Source organism: Natronosalvus caseinilyticus (assembly GCF_017357105.1).
In the GTDB taxonomy this organism is placed as follows: Archaea; Halobacteriota; Halobacteria; order Halobacteriales; family Natrialbaceae; genus Natronosalvus; species Natronosalvus caseinilyticus.
Window position 1 is genome coordinate 3,270,759 of sequence record NZ_CP071596.1, and the last position, 20,660, is coordinate 3,291,418.

General features: G+C 67.2%; 18 protein-coding genes. 6 read left to right on the forward strand and 12 right to left on the reverse strand.

Annotated features, from left to right (window positions below; all coding sequences use genetic code 11):
* Nucleotides 1–50: 50 nt before the first annotated feature.
* Entirely contained in the window at nucleotides 51–1,286 is a 1,236-nt protein-coding gene (locus tag J1N60_RS15785) for a trans-sulfuration enzyme family protein (RefSeq protein WP_312908859.1), read from the reverse strand.
* Nucleotides 1,287–1,441: 155 nt separating this feature from the next.
* Here J1N60_RS15785 and J1N60_RS15790 point away from each other — a divergent pair, with 155 nt between their 5' ends.
* Nucleotides 1,442–2,557, forward strand: coding sequence for a Gfo/Idh/MocA family protein (locus tag J1N60_RS15790; RefSeq protein WP_312908860.1), 1,116 nt, complete (start codon nucleotides 1,442–1,444; stop codon nucleotides 2,555–2,557).
* Between the two features lie 93 nt (nucleotides 2,558–2,650).
* Here the strand turns inward: J1N60_RS15790 and J1N60_RS15795 are convergent, their stop codons facing one another.
* Entirely contained in the window at nucleotides 2,651–4,837 is a 2,187-nt protein-coding gene (locus J1N60_RS15795) for a S8 family serine peptidase (RefSeq protein ID WP_312908861.1), read from the reverse strand.
* A 93-nt stretch (nucleotides 4,838–4,930) separates the two neighbouring features.
* The gene (locus tag J1N60_RS15800; RefSeq protein ID WP_312908862.1) at nucleotides 4,931–7,741 is read right to left on the reverse strand and encodes a S8 family peptidase; all 2,811 of its coding nucleotides are present in this window, start codon (nucleotides 7,739–7,741) and stop codon (nucleotides 4,931–4,933) included.
* Nucleotides 7,742–8,075: 334 nt separating this feature from the next.
* Here J1N60_RS15800 and J1N60_RS15805 point away from each other — a divergent pair, with 334 nt between their 5' ends.
* Entirely contained in the window at nucleotides 8,076–8,762 is a 687-nt protein-coding gene (locus J1N60_RS15805) for a PHP domain-containing protein (RefSeq protein ID WP_312908864.1), read from the forward strand.
* 5 nt (nucleotides 8,763–8,767) lie between these two features.
* Nucleotides 8,768–9,937: an asparagine synthase C-terminal domain-containing protein gene (locus J1N60_RS15810; RefSeq protein WP_312908866.1), complete on the forward strand. Its 1,170-nt coding sequence runs from the start codon at nucleotides 8,768–8,770 to the stop codon at nucleotides 9,935–9,937.
* Between the two features lie 72 nt (nucleotides 9,938–10,009).
* On the opposite strand, the gene J1N60_RS15815 is transcribed toward J1N60_RS15810, so the two are convergent.
* A complete protein-coding gene (locus J1N60_RS15815) occupies nucleotides 10,010–10,138 on the reverse strand; it encodes a hypothetical protein (RefSeq protein WP_312908868.1) in 129 nt (42 codons plus the stop codon).
* 226 nt (nucleotides 10,139–10,364) lie between these two features.
* Here J1N60_RS15815 and gatC point away from each other — a divergent pair, with 226 nt between their 5' ends.
* The 3 genes from gatC (at nucleotide 10,365) to J1N60_RS15830 (ending at nucleotide 12,420) form a co-directional block, all read left to right on the forward strand.
* Complete coding sequence (gene gatC / locus J1N60_RS15820) at nucleotides 10,365–10,643, forward strand: Asp-tRNA(Asn)/Glu-tRNA(Gln) amidotransferase subunit GatC (protein ID WP_312908870.1); 279 nt, start codon at nucleotides 10,365–10,367, stop codon at nucleotides 10,641–10,643.
* Nucleotides 10,644–10,649: 6 nt separating this feature from the next.
* Nucleotides 10,650–11,924: an Asp-tRNA(Asn)/Glu-tRNA(Gln) amidotransferase subunit GatA gene (gene gatA, locus J1N60_RS15825; RefSeq protein WP_312908872.1), complete on the forward strand. Its 1,275-nt coding sequence runs from the start codon at nucleotides 10,650–10,652 to the stop codon at nucleotides 11,922–11,924.
* A 67-nt stretch (nucleotides 11,925–11,991) separates the two neighbouring features.
* Nucleotides 11,992–12,420, forward strand: coding sequence for a DUF8048 family protein (locus J1N60_RS15830; protein ID WP_312908874.1), 429 nt, complete (start codon nucleotides 11,992–11,994; stop codon nucleotides 12,418–12,420).
* Nucleotides 12,421–12,494: 74 nt separating this feature from the next.
* On the opposite strand, the gene J1N60_RS15835 is transcribed toward J1N60_RS15830, so the two are convergent.
* The 8 genes from J1N60_RS15835 to J1N60_RS15870 all read right to left on the reverse strand — a co-directional run bounded on the left by J1N60_RS15835 (nucleotide 12,495) and on the right by J1N60_RS15870 (nucleotide 20,601).
* Complete coding sequence (locus J1N60_RS15835; protein ID WP_312908876.1) at nucleotides 12,495–12,845, reverse strand: helix-turn-helix transcriptional regulator; 351 nt, start codon at nucleotides 12,843–12,845, stop codon at nucleotides 12,495–12,497.
* Nucleotides 12,846–12,920: 75 nt separating this feature from the next.
* Nucleotides 12,921–13,796: an NRDE family protein gene (locus J1N60_RS15840; RefSeq protein WP_312908878.1), complete on the reverse strand. Its 876-nt coding sequence runs from the start codon at nucleotides 13,794–13,796 to the stop codon at nucleotides 12,921–12,923.
* 100 nt (nucleotides 13,797–13,896) lie between these two features.
* Nucleotides 13,897–15,567 carry a class I adenylate-forming enzyme family protein gene (locus tag J1N60_RS15845; protein ID WP_312908880.1) on the reverse strand — a complete coding sequence of 557 codons (1,671 nt, stop codon included), beginning with the start codon at nucleotides 15,565–15,567 and terminating at the stop codon, nucleotides 13,897–13,899.
* The gene (locus J1N60_RS15850) at nucleotides 15,567–16,610 is read right to left on the reverse strand and encodes a mandelate racemase/muconate lactonizing enzyme family protein (protein WP_312908882.1); all 1,044 of its coding nucleotides are present in this window, start codon (nucleotides 16,608–16,610) and stop codon (nucleotides 15,567–15,569) included. Before J1N60_RS15850 ends, J1N60_RS15845 begins: the two co-directional genes overlap by 1 nt.
* On the reverse strand, nucleotides 16,610–17,578 hold the full coding sequence (locus J1N60_RS15855) for a 1,4-dihydroxy-2-naphthoate polyprenyltransferase (protein ID WP_312908883.1): 969 nt from the start codon (nucleotides 17,576–17,578) through the stop codon (nucleotides 16,610–16,612). The genes J1N60_RS15850 and J1N60_RS15855 overlap by 1 nt, the downstream gene beginning before the upstream one ends.
* Nucleotides 17,579–17,692: 114 nt before the next feature.
* Nucleotides 17,693–18,343, reverse strand: a complete 651-nt coding sequence (gene thiE / locus J1N60_RS15860) for a thiamine phosphate synthase (protein WP_312908885.1) — start codon at nucleotides 18,341–18,343, stop codon at nucleotides 17,693–17,695.
* Nucleotides 18,344–18,377: 34 nt separating this feature from the next.
* Nucleotides 18,378–19,265, reverse strand: coding sequence for a 1,4-dihydroxy-2-naphthoyl-CoA synthase (locus J1N60_RS15865; RefSeq protein ID WP_312908887.1), 888 nt, complete (start codon nucleotides 19,263–19,265; stop codon nucleotides 18,378–18,380).
* Nucleotides 19,266–19,362: 97 nt separating this feature from the next.
* On the reverse strand, nucleotides 19,363–20,601 hold the full coding sequence (locus tag J1N60_RS15870) for a cation:proton antiporter (RefSeq protein WP_312908889.1): 1,239 nt from the start codon (nucleotides 20,599–20,601) through the stop codon (nucleotides 19,363–19,365).
* Between the last annotated feature and the right edge of the window lie 59 nt (nucleotides 20,602–20,660).

The following is a 20,660-nucleotide window of genomic DNA, read 5'->3' on the forward strand; positions in this document are numbered from 1 at the left end:
GGGGCAGGAAATACCTCAGTCGTTATCGGAGACGGAACCAAAAAACGGCCTCAGTCGTCGGCCGCCACGGACGGCGCATCGAGCGCCGCGAACCCCGACTCGAGGTCCGCGACCAGGTCGTCGACCGACTCGACGCCAACGGACACGCGAATCAACGTGTCGGTGATGCCGACGGCTTCCCGCTCCGCTCGCGGGATCGGCTCGTGGGTCATTGCCGCCGGAAGTTCGATCAGGCTCTCGACGCCGCCGACGCTGACCGCGAGGGTGAACTCCTCGAGCGCCTCGAGGAACCGTTTCGCGTCCTCGAGTTCGCCGTCGAGTTCGAACGAGAGGATGCCGCCGAAGCCCTCCATCTGTCGGGTGGCGAGATCGTGCTGGGGGTGAGACTCGAGGCCGGGATAGTAGACGTCGGTGACGGCGTCGTGGCCCTCGAGGAACTCGGCGACGGCCATCGCGTTTGTCTCGTGCTGGCGCATGCGCATCGGGAGCGTTTTGAGCCCTCGGAGGACGAGGTAGCTGTCGAAGGGGGCGAGCATGTCGCCCACCCCGACCTGCTGCTGGAACCCGATCCCCTCGGCGAGGTCGTCGTCGCTCGTGACAACGGCGCCGCCGATCGAGTCCGAGTGCCCGTTCAGGTACTTCGTCGTGCTGTGTGCGACGACGTCGGCGCCCAGTTCGAGCGGGCGCTGGAAGTAGGAGCTGGCGAAGGTGTTGTCCACGCCCAGAAGGGCGTCGTAGCTCCCGGCAATTTCTGCGACCGCGGTCACGTCACACAGGGTCATCCGGGGGTTCGTCGGCGTCTCCATCCAGATCATGACCGTCTCGTCGGTGACGGCAGACTCGACGGCCGTCGGGTTGGTTCCGTCGACGAACGAGACGTCCATGCCGAGGCGGTCCCGAAACACGGACTCGAGCATCCGTCGGGTGCCGGCGTAGAGGCCGTCGCCCGCGACGAGGTGATCGCCGGGTTCGACGCTTGAGAGCAGGGTCGTGAAGATCGCGGCGGTACCCGAGGAGAACGCCATCGCGTGCTCGCCGCCCTCGAGGCTCGCGAGACGCTTCTCGAGGGCGTGTCGCGTCGGGTTCGAGAGTCGAGAGTAGAGAAACTCGCCGCGGTCGGGATCGACGTCCTCAAGGCTGAGGTCGGTGTCGAGTCCAGGGAGAGTGAACGTCGAGGAGAGGTGGATGGGGGTGGTGACGTCGCCCGCCTCGCTCCCGACGCGGAACGGTTCCTCCCCGGCGGTGACGGCTCGGGTCTCGAACGCAGCACGGTCTTCCTGTTCCATACTCGACGACCACGATAGATTGCCGGTAATACCTTTCCATCTACCAGTAATATTTGCCTCGCTCTCGTATTATCGGCAGCTATTTTTCGCCCAAAGAGAGTGTGAATCGAGTCGAGACGCAAACCAATAACTACCGTGCGAATGAATATGCGGCCATGAGTCTCTCCGTCGGCGTACTGGGGTATCGATTCATGGGCAGGGCGCACGCGAACGCGTTCGCACGGCTCCCGATGTTCTTCCCCGACGCGCCGGACGTCGAGCGGCAGGTGTTGATCGGCCGGGACGAGGACGCCCTCGCGGACGCCGCCGACCGCCTGGGATTCGCCTCGACGGCCACCGACTGGGCCGACGTCGTGGACGAAGTCGACGTCTTCTACAACCTCGGGCCGAACCACGTCCACGCCGAACCAACCATCGCCGCCCTCGAGGCCGGCACCCCCGTCTTCTGTGAGAAGCCGCTTGCGCCGACGCTCGAGGCCGCCGAGGAGATGGCCGAGGCGGCCCGCGAGGCCGGCGTCCCCGCCGGCGCCGCGTTCAACTACCGGTTCGTGCCGGCGATTCGGTACGCGAAGAACCTGCTCGAGGCGGGCGAGTTAGGGGAAATCCACCACGTCCGCGGGCGCTACCTCCAGGACTGGCTGGTCGACCCCGAGGCCGAGTGGTCCTGGCGAAACGACGAGGAAATGGCCGGATCCGGCGCCCTCGGCGACCTGGGTTCGCACACGGTTGATCTCCTGCGATTCCTCGTCGGCAGCGACGATCTTGCTGGCGAGATCGAGCGTGTTAGCGGTCACCTTCGAACCTTCGTCGACGAACGGCCCACGGGGGGCGGGGAGACGCGCCCCGTCACCGTCGACGACGCCTACTCCGCGCAGGTCGAGTTCGCGAACGGGACGATGGGCACGCTCGAGGCGTCGCGATTCGCTACGGGACACAAGAACGACCACACGATCGAGGTTCACGGCTCGAAGGGGAGTCTCAAATTCTCCCTCGAGCGGCTGAACGAACTCGAGGTCCTGCGCGAGGGGAATCGGGGCTACGAGACCGTGCTGGTCACCGACGAGGACGACCCCTACGTCGATCACTGGTGGCCGCCGGGACACGTCATCGGCTGGGAGCACACCTTCGTCCACGAGAACTACGAGTTCCTCTCGGCCGTCGATGCCGGCGAGGAGTACGAACCGAGCTTCGAGGACGGACTGGCCGCCCAGCGGGTGCTCGACGCCGTCGAGCGAAGCGACGAGCGCGGCGAGTGGGTGAGCCTCGAGTAGCTGGGAAGCGTCGCGGAACGTATTCTCGACGGGTATCGCTCGAGCCGAAACGAAGATGGGCCGCCGCTCGAGCCGAAACGGAGACTGACTACCTCAGGTCTCTGCACCCAGAACGGTATTGTCGTCGGCATCGCCGAACGCCACCCAGTCGTCGTCCGTTTTGGCCGCGTTCGCCTCACCTGGGCCGAACGTGTACGTTCCCGTCTCTGCTGGCGCCTCCGCGAAGTAGGTGAACGTGGCCGTTTCGCCCGGAATCGTGGTCCCGAAGTAGACGTACTGCACGTCGCCATCTTCCTCGACGCGCTCGACGTCGCCGTGTGCCTCGTCGACCGACCACTCGGCGGGGACGACGTCCCGCACCGTTGCCTCGTGTGAGACCGACTCGACGGTCACGTCCACGCGGTTGGTCTGGCCCGCGGTGAACGCCGACCCGTCGTCCTCTCGAGCGCCCGTCACCTCGAGCGTCTCGGGCGTGTCGGGATCAACCAGTTCGACGTCGTTGTGCTTCGCGAAGTCGCCGGTCTCCGCTCGCCGAACGGCCGACGGTGCGTCGACGAAGCCGGCACCGGCGTTCCACGGCGTGTAGGCGGGGTGGACGTCGCGGGCCTGGGCTTCGACCGTGTAGATGACGTCTGCGGGCGACCAGTCGTGGCCGTTCTTGCGCGCGGCGTCGATCACCAAGGCGCAGATGCCGGCGGCGGCCGGACAGGCCATGCTCGTCCCCGTCATCGGCGAGTAGTAGAGTTCCTCGTCCGGCTCGAGCGCGTCGAGGGGATCGGTCGGGCCGACCGTACTCATCACTGAATTGCCCGGCGCCGCGACGCCGGGGCGATAGAGTCCGACCGGCCGGTACCGATACGGTTCGCCGAGCTGTTCGAACGCCTCGAGGGCGAGCTCGTAGGTGACCACGACGTTGGTCGCGGGTTCGACCTCGATCCAGTAGGTCTCGCCGCCCTCGACGTCCGTCGTCAGCGTCTGGTGCTGGTAGACCGGCTCTTCGCCGAGTTTGGCGACCTCTTCGCCGTCTTTCGAACCCCGGTGGACGGTGAGCGTGATCTGCTCGCCGTCTGGCGTCAACGAGAGGTCGAGTTCGAGGACGTCGGCGTTTTTCGCCGCGACCCACTCGTAGTAATCGCTCCCGGTCCCGGTGGGGCCGAGTTCGCCCGTCCACGACTCGGTGTCGACGACGTACTGTCCGCGAGTCATCGCGGCGTGGAACTTCTCGAGGTTTCGAAGGGCCGTCCGGCGGTCGTAGTTGGTCTCCCGATCCTCGTCGGGCGTTCGCCCGCGCGAGGAGAAGTCCGTCACGTGCTTATCGTCGCGGGTGGCCGCCACGCCGAGGACGTGGGGCGCCTTCGCGAACCGCGAGAGGGTGTCCGGGTCGGGGCCGTCGTTGCCCGCCGCGAAGACGGGGACGATCCCGCGCTGGAACGCCTCCCAGGACGCGACGTTGACGGGGTCGTTCGGGTTGTACCGCATATCGCGGGCGACGCCGTAGGAGTTCGAGACGACGTCGGGGTCGAAGTCGTCGTCGGGGTCGTCAGCCCGGGCCAACATGTGATCCCACGCGCCGACGACGAACGGCAGGTAAACGGCTTCGTTGGTCGAATACACCGACACGCGGGCCCCGGGGGCCATCCCGCGGTACTGCCCGTCGCTCGCCGACCCGTCGCCGGCGACGATGCCGGCACAGTGGGTGCCGTGCCCCAGGTCGTCGGTGTCCGCGCCGGCACCGAGGTCGATCCAGTCCGGATCGGGATCACCCAGCGGATCGTCGACCCACTGCCAGTTCGACTCGAGTCGCCCGTCGAAGTCCGGGTGCGGCCCGGAGAAGCCCGAGTCGATGACGACCGCGTCGACCGACGAGCCGTCGTAGCCGAGGTCCGACTGAACCGCGTCGGCGCCCGTCGCCTCACGCGAATCGTCGTTGTAGAACTCGAGTTCGACGGCCTTGGCGACTCGCCGAACTGCGTCCCAGTCGGCGACCGTCGAGAGCTGATCGCCGGTCAGGGCGGTGTAGGCCATCGGGAGCACCTCGTACTCGACGAGGCCCGCCTGCAGGTCGAGGTCTCCGAGGAGGCCGACCGAGTCGGCGTCGTCGAAGACGACGATGACCTCCTGGAGCGCGTCGCTCGTGGTGTCGAGCTGGTCGTCGAGCACCGACGTGTCCGTGTCGGCCGCCGCGGTTCCCGAAAACGGGAGGAGCGAGGCTACGCCGGCGGCGCCGGCGGTCCTGAGTACTGTGCGTCGGTTTACGTGTCGTGACGTGTCCTCTGACATCGTGGAAGTAGATTCGTATCGGTAGTGGTGCGCTTCGAGACTCGAGCTATCGTTCGGGCCGTAGACTCGAGGCTCGTGGCGGTGAACCGGATTCTAGGTACTCTGACCGACGACGACGTTGGAGTCGCTCGTTCCCGAGATCGCGACCCAGCCGTCGCCTGCGTCGACCTCGGCGGGGCCGAATGCGTAGGTGTCGCTCAGCAGCAGTTCGTCGGGCGCCTCGACGAAGTACTCAACCGACGTGTCGGTGTCGGCCGCGGCCGTCCCGAAGTAGACGTACTGGACGCCCTCGCCCTCCTCGACGCGCTCGACGTCGTCGGAGTACTCGGTCAGGACGTCCCACTCGGCGGGAACGACGTCCCGGAGTTCGGCGTCGGCGCTCGGGTTCGCCGTCAACTCGACGTGGTTGGTCTGGCCGCCCGTGAAGACGCTGGCGTCGTCGTCGCGGTTGCCGTCGACGAAGAAGCCGTCCTCGACGTCGACCGAGAGGTCGAAGTGAACCTGCACGTCGTCGCCGTTGACGCAGCCCGGAATGTTGACCAGTTTCGCGACGACGAACACCGTCTGCTCGCCGGCGTCGCGGCCGAACGAGACCGACGTCTCGGCGGCCCCGTCGAGCCCCTGGGCCCGCCCGAGTACGTTCGGCTCGCCGTTGTCGGCCGGGTTTGCGGCGTCGTAGACGAACAGGTCGACGTGCGGGTCGCCCTTCGCCGCGCCCTTGTCGCCGCCCGAGAGGTGGCTGACCTCGACGCTCGCGGTGACCGTTCCCGGCCCCGCCTGCACGTAGCCCGCTGCAGCGCGCTCGTCTTCGGGGACGTTCAGGCCGACGACCTCGCTCGAGGTACCCGACAGTTCCCGGGTCACGGCGTCGATCGCTGGGCCGGGGTTCACGCGACCGTACCCTTCGAACGGATCGCGACCGCCGAAGTCGTAGGTGGGGACCTTCGCGCGGTGGTGAGGTTCGGCGGTGAGCGCCGTCTCCGATGCGGTGGCGAGGAGCACCTGTTTCAGGCGCATCACGTCGTCGAACGTCGTGTCAGTCGGTTCGGGCAGCGCGATGCTCGAGGGCGCGTCCTCCTCCATCGCCTGCGCGACCAGGCCGGCGGTCCCGTTCGTGTAGGGAGAGGCCATCGACGTGCCGGCCTTGCCGGTGTAGCCCCGTATCGGCGGCTGTTCGTCCTCCGGCTGGTCCGCGACGCCGGTGTCGGCGGCGTTCGCGAGGTCGGTGACGTACCCGCCCGGCGCGGTGACGTCGGGCTTCATGTACGTGTCGTAGTCCTCCTCGTCGATGCCGCCGATGCCGCCGCTCGAGTACGCCGAAATGCCGTCGAGCGGGCCGGTCGCGACCACGGAGATGGCCTCGTCGGCGACGGCCGGCGAGCCGTTTCCGTTCACCGGCGTCGCGGCGTTGCCCGCCGCCGCGACCGTCAGCACGCCCGCGTCGGCGATCTCCTTGATTCGAGCCGGGATGCGGTCGAGCGTGCCCGCCGCTGCGCCCAGCGGCAAGCCGCCGACGTAGCCCCAGGACATGTTGACCGCCCGCATGTTGAACAGGTCGGCGAAGTCCTCGGCGTGTCGGCCCAGGTCCTCGGTCGGACCCGAGAGCCCCTGCAGACAGACGAGGCTCGCGTTCGGCGCGATACCGGAGTGGAAGCCGTCGTGTTCGCCGGTTCGATCGGCCGCGGTGGTTTCGGGATCACAGAACGCCCCGGCAGCGACCGAATCGACGTACGCGGATGTCGCCAGTTCGCCCTCGGCCGTCCGAACGTAGACCGTGTAGGTGCCCGACTCCTCGGCCGGGGTGACCGCGGTCACGTTGTCCTGGACGCCCTCGTCGGTGTCGAGCGTGGTCCGCTCGAGCGTCTGCCCATCGGGTCCCTCGATCAGGACCTCGATGAGTTCGCCGAACGCGGAACCGAAGACGCCCGTCCCGGCGTCGGCGTCGACCTCGTAGGCGAGGTAGTTGCCGGTCACCGCCGAGAGCGCAGTGCGAGGTTCGTCGGTCTGGACCGTGTCCGGGTCGACGGCACTCGCCCGTCCGCTGCCGCCCATGATCGAGGCGCAGTGGGTGCCGTGTCCGTTCTCGTCGCGCGGACGCTCGTAGAACCCGTAGCGCGACCCGGCGTCGTACCAGCCCACCGTCTTGGGGGTGTCGGCCGTCGGCGTCCCGTCGGTTCCCTCGAAGACGACGCTCGAATCGTAGGTCGTTCGCTCGCCCTCGTACGCGAAGTAGGTGCCCGAAATATCGTACTCCGAGAGCGTGTTGATGTACGCCTCAATGACGAAGCGATAGCGACGGTCTGGCGTGACCGCCGCTCGAATCGTCTCCGGCATGTCCGCCGAAGCGGCCCGCGCGGCGGTCTCCCACTGGCCGTCGACGTACTCGTCCAGGCGCAGTTCGAGGTCGTTGCTGTTCTCGACGAACGGCGACCACGAGAGCGAGGCGTCCAGTTCCTCGACGCCGCTGGGCGTCGTGAACTCGTGGTACTTCTCCTCGCCGGAGGCGAACGTTCCCGGCCCCATCGTTCCCGAGAAGGACTCGGTGTCGCCGGTCTCGACGCGCTCGAGGTCGTTTTCGTCTGGTTTCGTGAGTTTGACCTGGTCGTCCTCGACGAACGCCTGGACTCCGTTCCACGGCCCGAGATCCGGATGTCGCGAGTCCAGTCCCGAGTCGGTCAGCGCGATCGTCCGATCGGTTCGGCCGCGATATCCTCGATCCCAGGCGTGACGCGCCTCGAGCGCCCGCCAGTTCAGGTATCGTGGATCGACGTCGTCGGTCGCTCCAACAGTGTTCGTCGCAGCCCCACCGGCCAGTGCCGCCCCTACGGCGACCCCGGTCGCTTTGACGAATGTTCGACGTGAGAACCCGGTTCCCCTCTGCTGATCTCCGTTACTCCCTGACATGGGATGTGAACGCGTATTCCAACGTCCTTGATAACATAAACGGTTGTGACAAACCGATCCAAATGAGGCTACATGTTTGTGGAACGTATAGATCGTGATATATTTTTTGTTGATATTTTCAGGGTTCGTCGAACTATCGAGTCCTGTGAATCACGCTCGAACCCAGAACTTAGCTTTTCCAGCGTCGTCCCGGTCCGCCTCGAGCGTCGTTCAGTCTCGACCGCTAACTATAGTATCTATAGTTAGAACCGAGACTCCAACCCGGGAGCCACCACCGGCCGCAATCGATCGGCAGTATTTTGTCCGGCCCGCCACGAGTACGACCCAGAGAACCGTGTTGTCGGTCGAACTCCACGTCCACTCGTCGCTCTCGTACGACGGCCGCGACCCGGTCGAGTTCATTCTCGAGCAGGCCTCCGCCGTCGGTCTCGACGCCATCGCGATCACCGACCACGACGAAATCGCCGCGAGCCTCGAGGCCGTCGAACGCGCCCCAGACTACGGCCTCGTGGGCATTCCAGGTATGGAAATCTCGAGCAAGGCGGGCCACGTCCTCGGCTTCGGTCTCTCTGAGGCCGTTCCGCCGGGACTCTCCTACGAGTCCACCCTCGAGGCGATTCGTGAGCAGGGCGGCATCGCCGTCGTCCCCCACCCGTTCCAGGAATCCCGGCACGGGGTGATGGCGCGGGTATCGCGCACCGACCTCGCGCAGGCGGACGCGATCGAAGTCTACAACTCCCGCCTGTTGACCGGGCGGGCGAACCGCCAGGCTGAACGCTTCGCTCGCTCTCGAGACCTGCCGATGACCGCCGGGAGCGACGCTCACATCGGCGAGATGGTCGGCCAGGCGGTCACGCGCGTCGACACCGACGAGCGGTCGGCCGACGCGATCCTCGAGGCCATCGCGGACGGACGGACGACGATCGAGGGGAAGCGAACGCCCTGGCACATCAGCTTCCGGCAGGCCGCCGGCGGCGTCAAGCGCCGGATCAAGGGCGGCGTCTTTCAGCTGTTTCGATGACGGGTATGGATTCCGGTTGCGATTCCGATTCCGATTCTCGTGGCGATACCGAGGGACACCCCCTTCAGGGCGCCTCGGCCACCCTCGTCCGCGACGCCCTCGAGACGCGCGACCCCCTCCCCGGAACCGCGGGCTTCGCCGGCTGGATCGACGACACGCTCGTGCGTGACGTCCTCGGGCGCGTTCCCCTATTCGTCGAGGAACCAGTCCTCGAGGGTGACGTCTCGCTTGCCCTCGATCGAGTGGCGTTTTCGCCCGAACCCCTGGCGGCCCCAGCACTCGTTCCCGCGGGCTCCCGCCTGGGACCGTCGGGGCTCGAACGGGTCTGGTCCCTTCCCGAAATCGACGTCTCGGAATCAGCGGTCGACGGAAGAGACGATGCTACCGCCATCGACGCCGTCGACGACGCCATCACCACCGCTATCGACGCCGTCGACGCGCGAAACGTCGCCGTCGCCTTCTCCGGCGGAGTCGACTCGGCGCTCGTCGCCGAGTTGCTCGACGCGCCGCTGTACGTCGTCGGCTTCCCGGACAGTCACGACGTCGAAGCCGCCCGTACGGCTGCCGAGGCGATGGGCCGAGACCTGACCGTCGTCTCCCTCGAGCCGAGCGACCTCGAGCGTGCGACGCCCAGGGTCGCCCGCGCCATCGGGCGAACGAACGCGATGGACGTTCAGATAGCCCTGCCGCTGTACCTCGTGGCCGAACGGATCGCCGCGGACGGCTTCGACGCGATGGCCGTCGGCCAGGGGGCCGACGAACTCTTTGGCGGCTACGAGAAGGTCGTCCACCTCGATCACCGCGTCGAGGCCGAAACGGTCCGCGGTGCGGTTCGAGAACAGATCGAGACGCTCCCGGCCCAGCTCCCACGAGACGTGCTGGCCGTCGAAGCTGCCGGCGTCGAACCCGTCGCGCCGCTGCTCCACGACGCCGTCGTCGAGGCGGCGCTCGCGCTTCCCCCGCACCTGCTCGCCGACGAGGACGTGCGAAAGCGGGCGCTCCGAGCGGTCGCGAGTCGATACCTGCCCGACTCCGTTGCCCGGCGGGAGAAAAAGGCCGTCCAGTACGGCAGCCTCGTCGCTCGCGAACTCGACCGTCTCGCCCGCCAGGCCGGCTACAAGCGACGGATGGACGATCACGTCACGCGGTACGTCGAGTCGCTTCTCTCGAGCTAGCGCTGATGGGTGGAATGGACCGCCGGAATCGACGGCTCGACGGGCGAGGACGCGACGACTCGAGGCGCGGGCTCAGGTCCAGTCGCCGAGACAGCGCGAGGAACAGAAATGCAGGTCGACTGTCTCCGATGGCTCACTCTCGAGGTGCGTCTTGAGCGTGTACGCGATCGAGTCGTTCGTGGCACAGTTATCGCATTCCATACGACGACCATCGAGGTTCCCTACCCTTACTATGGGGTCGTTAACGCCCCTCGAGCGGCGGAAATCCGTCGTTTCGGACGAGTCAAGGCGGGCCTGAACGCACTGGCCTGCCAGAAGTCGCCCGGCCCGAGGGATCCGAACTCCCTCGCGAGAACCTGGACGGGCGGAAGTCGGCCCACCCCGGCGTATCGAAACCCTTACTCCCCGGTGCCCTCAGTGGTCGCATATGAGCGAGGACGCCGTCACCCCCGAGGCCGTCCGCCACGTCGCGGCGCTGGCCCGGGTCGATCTCGAGGACGACGAGGTCGACCAGTTCACCGAGCAGTTCGCCGACATCCTGGCCGCCTTCGAGACGCTCGATTCGGTTCCGGACGTCGAGACAGACGCCGACCTGACGAACGTCATGCGCGCCGACGAGGTCCGCGACAGCCTCGAGACGAACGCGGCGCTCCGGAACGCGCCGGACAGCGAGGACGACTACTTCAAGGGGCCGAACGTCTCCTGATCAGCCATGAGCGAGGACATCTTCATCACCGAGACGACCATCGACGGGGCCGACGACGGGCCGCTGGCCGGTCAGACGGTCGCGGTCAAGGACAACATCTCCACGGCGGACGTGCGAACCACCTGCGGGTCGCGGATGCTCGAGGAGTACGTGCCGCCGTACGACGCCACGGTCGTCGACCGCATCACGGAAGCGGGCGCCACCATCGTCGGCAAGGCCAACATGGACGAGTTCGGCATGGGGACCACCACCGAAACCTCCCACTTCGGCCCGACGGACAACCCCGCCGCGCCGGGGCACGTCCCCGGCGGCTCCTCCGGTGGCTCCGCCGCGGCCGTCGCGGCCAGCGAGGCCGACCTCGCGCTGGGTTCGGACACCGGCGGATCGATCCGCTGTCCCGCCGCGTTCTGCGGCGTCGTCGGGATCAAGCCGACCTACGGACTCGTCTCCAGGTACGGCCTCGTCGCCTACGCCAACAGCCTCGAGCAGATCGGCCCGCTCGCGGCGACCACGGAGGAGGCCGCGGCCCTCCTCGACGTCATCGCCGGTCCCGACGAGTACGACGGGACGACCCGCGAGGATCCCAACGCCGACTGCGGATCGTACGCCGCGGCGGCTGACGGCGACGTCGACGGACTCACCATCGGCATTCCGACGGAACTGCTCGAGGGCGCCGACGAGGCCGTCGTCGAGACGTTCTGGGACGCCATCGGCACGCTCGAGGACCAGGGGGCGACCACCCACGAGGTCAGTCTCCCCTCCGTCGAACACGCCGTCGAGGCCTACTACGTAATTGCGATGTCCGAAGCGTCGTCGAACCTGGCGCGCTTCGACGGCGTCTGCTACGGCCACTCGGGCGGTTATGAGGGCAACTGGAACGAGTCGTTCTCGAAGGCGCGCGCGGAAGGGTTCGGCCCCGAGGTCAAACGCCGCATCCTTCTCGGCACCTACGCGCTCTCGGCGGGCTACCACGACAAGTACTACAAGAAGGCCCAGGACGCCCGCGCGTGGGTCAAGCAGGACTTCGACGCGGCGCTCGAGGAAGCGGACGTGCTCGCGTCGCCGACGATGCCGGTCACCCCGTTCGAACTCGGCGAGAGCCTCGACGACCCGCTCCAGATGTACCTGGCCGACGCCAACACAGTCCCGGTCAACCTGGCGGATCTGCCGGCGATTTCGGCACCCGCCGGCGAGACGGAGGGGCTCCCGGTCGGCATCCAATTCGTCGGCCCCGCCTTCGGCGAGCGCCGCCTTGTCCGAGCGGCGAGCGCGCTCGAGTAGGATCGTTTACGTAAATTTATATACTTGATTTGCGAACCGTGAGACGAATTGACGACGAGAGGTCCCCATGAAGATTAGACCCGATCTGGACGTCGAGTTTACCGAAATCGAGTTCGACGAGTTCTCTCGCGCCTGCGACCTCGTCGAGGAGTACTTCGGCGAGACGATCGACGACGTCGCCCTCCACGCGCCGGTCTCGCGACGCCAGCTCGTCGCCGTGCTCGCGCGCGCCCAGCTCTCGGGCCGACAACTGGCGATCGACGGACTGACCGACGAAGGCGAGATGGTCTACCAGTCGAACGACGAGACGCTCCTCTGGCTCGACGGTGACTTCTGGCTCGACATGCGCGGACTCCACCACCTCAGTCCCGACGAAGGGCGGGCAGCGCGCGAGGTCCACCGCCGCCTGATCGAAGCGATCGACGGCGACGTTCCCTACTACAACCGCGAGCGAGACCCGTTCGTGTTGATCGAACGGCGCCCCGACGGCGTCTAAAGCGAGGATTCTGGGGCGAAAATCAGCGAACCGCGGACCGTAAAACGCGTAGTTCGACCGCGAACTGCGAGCCGTTACTCCTGATAGGCCAGGTTCATGATCCACTGCGAGAAGGCGTCACTGTTGGGATCGACTTCCTCCTCGCCGATGAACGGCGAGAGCATGTCACCGGCCATCAGGAGGGTGAAGTCGAGGTCTCGAGCCGTCGGCGTGATGTAGTAGGTGTTGTGGCCGTTGTAGACGGTCTCCTCGCGGTCGACGAGTTCCTTCTCGACCAGCGACTCGACGATGCGGCTCCCCTTGCGCGAGGAGACGCCGAGTTCCTTCCAGAAGTCGCTCTGGTGGATCCCGCTCGTCTGCCGGACGAGTTCGAGGCCTGCGAACTCGTCCTCCGACAGCTCCGCTTCGGCGGTCGAGACGCTCATCGCGACTCCCCTCCGACCGTACCGATCGCTCCTGGTTCCGGCGCGTTCATACTCCATCCACCGGTCGCAAGCCGCTTAAATGTGCCCTTCGCGGTCGGTCAGGTTCGCGGCCAGCGGCTCGAGTGGGCGCTCCAGGCGGCTCCCGGCGTCGACCTCGACGTCCCGATACGGCGTCCGACACGGCGGGCCGTCGGCGAACGCGTACCCGCGTCGGTCCCCGAGGACGATCAGCGACGATGACCGCGTACCGTACCCGTCGCCGTGGACGCAGACGCCGTACTCGTGATCGCCGAGGACGGTTCGGGCCCGCTCGAGCCACTCGAGCGTAGGCGTTCGGGTCGAGTCTGCACTCGAAGCCTGGACGCCGTCGCTCGAGGCCGTGTCCTCCCCGTCGGGGACCAGCTCGACTGCGGCGGACGAGAGGTCCCGCTGAACGCGACGGGCGTTCTCGGCCTGAGTCGTCGCAGCGTCCGCTCGTTCGTGTGGAATCTCGAACGTTTCGTCGAAGCCGACGTTGACGACGACGTGCACGCCCGACTCGAGCGTCGTTTCCCGTAACCTGCCGTCCCACTCGAGGACGAAGGCGTCGTCGGGGTCGGCCACCACGAGACTGAAGGCCTCGTACGCCACCGCGTCGACGGCCTCCGTCACAGAGGCCCGGGCCTCGAGCGCGGAGGATTGTGAGAGCGCGTCGGCGACGAGGCGACCGCGTGAGCGCTCGCCCGCGAGGTCGGCGTCGGTCCACCGGTTCGTGATTCCCGCGAACAGGTCGTGGTCGTTGAACCCGATCCAGGTGCCGCCGGCTTCGGCGTCGCGCGGGGCGACGACGAGGGGGTCGGTCGCGTACAGATCCGGCGATTCGCTCGGTCGCTCGAGACCCTCGTCGCGGTTGGCGGCGACGACGACCGGCGCGTCTTCGAACACCTGCCAGGCGAGCGTCAGGGTGCACACGTCGGAATGGACGTGCGCGACGCCCTTAGCGTTTTAGCAGGCCTCACCGACCGCTCGGCATTTCATCTGTCACTCGAGACACCAACGCCCGCTCGGGACTTCACCGACCGCTCGAGACGTCGACGCCCACCTCCTCGAGCCGTGCGCGGACGTGCTCGCGGTCGACGGTTCCGGAGTGCGTTCGCGGGAGCGACGACGCGATCCCAATCGTCTTCGGACACTTGAATCCGGCCAGGCGGTCGCGACAGTACGCTCTGAGCGCGTGCGGATCGATCTCCTCCCCGCTCGAGGCGACGACCAGCGCGCCGACGCGCTCGCCCCACTCTTCGTCGGACAGGCCGACGACGGCGGCGGCCGACACCGCGGGATGGTCCTCGAGAACGGCCGCGACCGCAGTGGGATCGACGTTCTCGCCACCGGTGACGATCCGGTCGCTCCGCCGGTCGAGAATCCAGAGGCGACCGTCTTCGTCGCGCCGACCGAGGTCGCCCGTGTGGAGGCCGCGCTCGTCGAACGCGGCCCGGGTTCGCTCGGCCTCGAGGTAGCCCGGCGTGACTGTCGGGCCAGAGACGACGATTTCGCCCGTCTCGCCCACCTCGACGGGGTCCCCGTCGTCGTCGAGAATCGCCACCTCCGTGCAAACGAGCGGTCGTCCGACGGTACCCTCGTGGGCGACCGCCTCTTCGGACGTCGCCGTCGCGATCTGGGAGGCCGTCTCGGTCATGCCGTAGGTCGGGCACGCGGGGACGCCGCGTCGCCCACAGCGGTCGATCAGGTCTGGGCTCGCGGGAGCGCCACCGAGTAGGACGAACCGGAGGCTCGCCGGCGGCCGCCAGCCGGTCTCGAGCAACCGCGAGAGCGTCGTCGGGACGAGCGAGACGCCGGTCACATCGTGTGATTCGATCACCTTCGCGGTCGCGTCCGGGTCGAACTCACGCTGGAGAACGACCGTCGTCCCGTACAGCGTCGACCGGAAGACCGGCGCCAGCCCCCCGACGTGGTACATGGGGAGACAGCAGAGCCAGCGGTCGTCGGGATCGACGCCGAGCCGGAACGCCGACGCCGTGGCGCTCGAGACGAGGTTCCTCGCGGTGAGACGGACGCCTTTGGGTTCGCCGGTCGTGCCCGAGGTGAAGGCGACGAGGAGTTCATTCCCGCCGCTTCCCCCGCCGGAGTCGGCCAGTTCGGTGGTCCGATTCGCCTCGTCTTCTGTACCCGACTCCGGCTCGGGTATCGGGTTTCGATCCGTGCTCGACTCGAGTGACCGGTCACGTCCCGCGTTCGGCTCGAGTGAAACGAGCGATGAGAGAGACACGAGCGGACTCGAGTCGCTCCCGCCCCGCTCGCCGTCGACCGAGTAGATCGGGACCAATCCGTCGCCGATCTCACGTGCCAGCCCCTCGGTCTCGTCTTCACAGATGAGGGCGGTGACGCCCGCTCGAGTCGCCTTCGACCGCAACTCTTCGGCCTTCTCGCGGACGTTCAGCAGGACGAGCGTTCGTCGACCGCGCATCGCCGCGAAGAGCAGCGTCACGAACGCGGGCCGGGTCGTCAGGACGACGCCGAGTCGATCACCTGACGTGCCTGGCGGTCGCTCGAGGAGGGCGTCCACGGCTCGGTCGAGGTCCCCGTAGCTGTATCGAGTGCCCTCGTCGGCGTCGATCAACGCTGTCCGCTCGGGCGTCGTCGCCGTTCGCCGTGCGAGGAGGTCTTCGGTCGCCCACTCGAGTCCCGCCGGGTCGCCTGCACCCGCTGAGCCACCTGCGCCCATCACGTCGCCCCCCACACGTCGTCGATGCCGAGCCCCTTCGCCTGCGGGACGACGGCGGCACCCTTCTCGAAGAGCACGGGGTCGCGACCGAGATCCGTCTGCAGCAACTCGCCCGTTGCCAGGCCACAGGGCGGGACGTCGGGAACCGCAGCCGCGAGGTGAACCGCTGCCGTCCGCGCCACGACGCCGTCGATGGTCGTCGTCACCAGGCTCTCGAGGCCGAGTTCGCCGGTCCAGGTGACGACCTCTCGAGCGACGTCCAGGCCGCCGAGGGCCATCGGTTTCAGGATCAGCACGTCGGCGGCACTCGCCTCGCAGATCGCGTCGACGCCGTGCTCGAGCAGGCCCTCGTCCAGGGCGATCTTCGGACCGCGGCCGCGGAGGTCGGCGTGTCCCTCGAGCGCCCCGGCTGGCAGCGGTTGTTCGACGATCGAGACGTCCGCGTCGTCGAGTCCGCAGATGGCCTCGACGGCCTCGTCGAACGTCCACGACCCGTTCGCGTCGACCCGCAACTCGACGTCGTCACCGACGGCCTCCCGGACGCGCTCGACGCGCGTTACGTCCTCGTCGACTGAGCGCCGGCCGACCTTGAGTTTGCACGAGCGAAATCCGCGGTCGACGGCGTCGCGTGCGGCCGCCGCGGTCGCGTCCGCGTCGTCGTCGCCGACGGTCGAATTGACCGGAACCCTGGCGACTCGAGAGCCGTCGCCGAGATACTGGTAGAGCGGGCGCGCCCCGCGGGTCGCGTAGCAGTCGGAAATCGCCAGCGAGACGCCGTGTCTGGCCGCCGCCGTGTCCTCGACCGCGTCGAGGGCAGCGCCCGACCCGTCGTCGGCGGCGTCGACGGCTTCCTCGAGCGCACGTTCGCAGTCCTCGAGGGATTCGGTCCAGCCCGGAAGCGGGGTCGCCTCGCCGATGCCGACGACCCCCTGGAACTCGGCGCGGATCAGGAACCCCTCGCGGGTCGTGATCGTCGCGTCGCCCGACTCGAAGGGCTCCTCGAGTTCGAGTTCGAAGGGGCGAAACCGGAGGTCGAGGCCCATCAGAGCCCCACCCCGGTTCCGACCACGGGTCCGGCCTCGAGGGCGATGCCGACCGCGAACAGGAGCGCGTGGCCCGCCAGCAGTTTCCCGGTCTGCTCGAGGGCCGGGTTCAGCGCCTCGCCGTCGGTTCTGGTCCAGACCGTGCGGATGACCGCGAGCGCGTACGGGGCGGTGAGGAGCGGCAAGAGGACCGAGCCGGAGAACCCCCAGCCGAGCCAGAACCAGAGCGGGACGACGTACGCGAGGGAAACGAGCGCCGCGAACTCGAGGCGACTGAACCGGTAGCCCAGTCGCACGGCCAGCGTGCGCTTGCCCGTCTCGGCGTCGGTCTCGAGGTCGCGGACGTTGTTGACGACGAGAATCGCCGTCGAGAGGCCGGCGATGGGGAGGCTCGCCACGAACGCCTCGAGTGGCATCGTCCCTGTCGGAATCGTCGTGATCAGGGGCTCGATGTGGGCGGCCGCCTGGACGTAGAAGGTGCCGACGACGGCGACGACGCCGAAGAAGACGAAGACGAAGAGGTCTCCGAGGCCGTGGTAGCCGAGGGGATAGGGGCCGCCGGTGTACGCCCAGCCACAGAAGACGCTCACCAGGCCGATGACGAGGATCGGGAGGCCGCCGACGTAGACGAGGTAGACGCCCGAGAGAATGGCCGCGGCGAAGGCGACGAGCGTCGCGAATTTGACCGCTCCGGCGTCGATCAGCCCCGACTGGGTGACTCGGGTGAACCCCTCGCGATCGTCCGTGTCGGCACCCTTTACGGCGTCGTAATAGTCGTTGGCGAAGTTCGTTCCGATCTGGATCAACGCGGCCCCGACGAAGGCCATCAGCGCGGGGAGCGCCGCGAACACGCCCTCGGAAACGGCGAGACCCGTTCCCACGAGCACTGGCGCGGCGGCCGCCGGCAGCGTCTGGGGACGAGCGGCCATCACCCAGGCCTTCGTTCGAGACACCTCTGCCGTACTCATTGTTCGAACGTGCCACTCGAGAGAGTGTTAACGTTGGCATTGCGGCCGCGGTGGCGCCTTTCGGTGGCTGTCAGTGATGGCCCGCGGTCTCGACAGCGACGGCATACGGTCCCATCAACGCCGAACTGCCGCCGCCAGTCGCTCGCTCGCCGCTTTCGGATCGTCGGCGGCCGTGATCTCGCTGATCACCGCGACGCCGACCGCACCGGCCTCGACGACGGGACTCGCGTTCTCAGCGGTGATCCCGCCGATGCCGATCACGGGGATCGAGACGGCGTCGACGACGCTGGCGATTCGCGCCGGCCCGACGCCCGATTCGTCGGGGTCGACGTCCTTCGAGGACGTGGCGTAGACGGCGCCGACGCCCAGGTAGTCCGCGCCGTCGGCTTCCGCCCGCTTCGCGTCGGCGACCGTTGAGGCCGAACAGCCGACGACCGCGTCGGGACCCAGGATGTCTCGAGCGACCGCCACTGGGAGGTCGGACTGACCGACGTGGACGCCGTCGGCGTCGATCGCCAGCGCGAGGTCGATTCGATCGTTGACGATCAAGGGGACGTCCGCGTCCGCTGTTCGCTCGCGGAGTTCGAGCCCGAGTTCGTACCGACGGCGGGCACTCGCGCCCTTCTCCCTGAGCTGAATCACGTCCACGCCGCCCTCGAGTGCCGCGTCGACGACCTCGAGGGTCGATCTCCCGGCCGAGACCGACTCCTGGGTGACGAGGTAGGTGCGCCACTCGCCGGGATCCGTTGCGCTCGAGTCAATCATCGTCGCTCTCGGGCTAGTAGTGCCACAGGTACTGTTAGTAGTGCCACGGATACTCCGAGAAGTCCGGTTCTCGCCCCTCGTTGAAGGCGTCTCGGCCCTCCTTGGCCTCGTCGGTCATGTAGCCCAGTCTCGTCGCTTCGCCGGCGAACACCTGCTGCCCCACGAAGCCGTCGTCGGCCATGTTGAACGCGTACTTGAGCATCCGCATCGCGTTCGGGCTCTTGGCGTTGATTTCGGCGGCCCACTCGAGGGCGGTCTCCTCGAGGTCCTCGTGGGGGACGGTCTCGTTCACCATCCCCATCTCCGCGGCCTCCTCGGCGGAGTAGGTTTTCCCGAGGAAGAACACCTCGCGGGCCTTCTTCTGGCCGATCTGGCGGGCAAGATAGGCGGAGCCGAAGCCGGCGTCGTAGCTCCCCACGTCGGGATCGGTCTGGAGGAACTTCGCGTGCTCCTCACTCGCGAGCGTGAGGTCACAGACGACGTGCAGGGAGTGGCCGCCGCCGACGGCCCAGCCCGGAACGACGCAGACGACGATTTTCGGAATGTGGCGGATCAGGCGCTGGACCTCGAGGATGTGCAGTCGACCCTGTTCGGACGCGCGCGTTTCGTCGCCCTCGTACTCGTAGCCAGCGTCGCCGCGAATCGACTGGTCGCCGCCCGAACAGAAGGCCCAGCCGCCGTCTTTGGGCGAGGGCCCGTTTCCCGTCAGCAGGACGCACCCGACGTCGGTCTGGCGCTTGGCGTGGTCCAGGACGTCGTACAGTTCGTCGACGGTCCCGGGCCGGAAGGCGTTGCGCACTTCGGGGCGGTCGAACGCGATGCGGACGGTCCCCGACTCGAGCGACCGGTGGTACGTGATATCGCGGAAGTCGAACCCCTCGACCGGCTCCCACCGGTCGGGGTCGAACGTTTCCGAAACCATGGTTCGACGTGGGTTCGAGGTCGTGAAATAGGTTCTCGTCTCCCGCTGCTCTCGTTCCCGTGTACGGATTCGCTCCCCGACGGACCGTTGCGCTCGATCAATCGACCTCGAGATCGAGATCATCCATGAAGACGAGTTCGCCGGACCGCTCGAGCCACTCGACGCCCAGCTTGACCGTCGGCGGGACGAGCGCCGTGGTGAAAATCGCCGTGAAGACCAGAATGGAGAAGAGCTCCTCGCCGATGACGCCCGCGGAGAGCGCGATCGAGACGATGACGATCTCGACGGTGCCGCGGCCGTTCATCCCGAACCCGATGACGAGGCCCTCCCTCGAGGTGAGTTTCGTCGGAAGGGTAAACAGCCAGCTCCCGAGAATTTTGCTGAGAAATGCGCTCGCGACGATGAGCGCGAGGAGTCCCAGGCTGTCGGTGAACACGTCGAGCGTGAGGTCGAACGCGATGGTGACGAAGAAAATCGGCGCGAACAGCCCCATCGCCAGGTCGTACATCACGTCGTACATGTGCTCGTAGATGTCCGGCTCGAGCTGTGCCTGGCGAAGGAACAGTCCGGCGATGAATCCGCCGATGATCATGTGGAGTTCGACGAGCGCTGCGAAGAACGCAAAGATGAGGGCGACGATGAGCGCGACGGTGAACGCGGACGTCTTGTCGACGAATCGGTGACGTTCCATCCAGTCTTCCATCCTGACCCAGACGTACGGCAGGAATCGGTTGCCGAAGACGAGTGCCGCCGCGAAGTACAACAGGGCCTCACCGACGACCAATCCGAGGCCCAGCGGTGTGACGGTTCCCGTTTCGACGAAGCTCATGACACCGGTGAACACCACCATCACCCCCACGTCGGACAGCAGGGCACCGCCGAGAAGCACCCCCGCGATCCGCGTGTCGAGGATGTCGAGGTCGACGAGAATTCGGGATTTCGTGGCCAGGGAGGTTGCAGCCATCGCGATGCCGATGAAGAGCGCCTGTTCGATCGACACGCCGATGAAGACGCCGACCAGGTAGCCGAGTCCGAACGGGGCGATGAAGCCGCCGAACGCGACCATCAGCGCCTGCGGTCCGAGTTCGAACAGGTCGTTAATGTCGACCTCCATGCCGACGTAGATCATCAGCAAAAAGACGCCGAACTCGGCGAAGACGTCGAGCGTCTCGCTCGGGTGTAAGAGTCCCAGCAGTGCGGGCCCGAAGAGGATTCCCGCGAGGATCTCCCCCATCAGGGCGGGATAGCCGGCACGCTCGACGAGGAGGCCGAATATCCACGCGAGCGTGAGTACCAGCAGCAGGTTCAGGAGATCGATACCGGCGGCTTCGACCATCGATAGTCTCGAGTAATCCGCCTAGCGGCAAGAGGATTGGTAACGAGGCATATACTCGG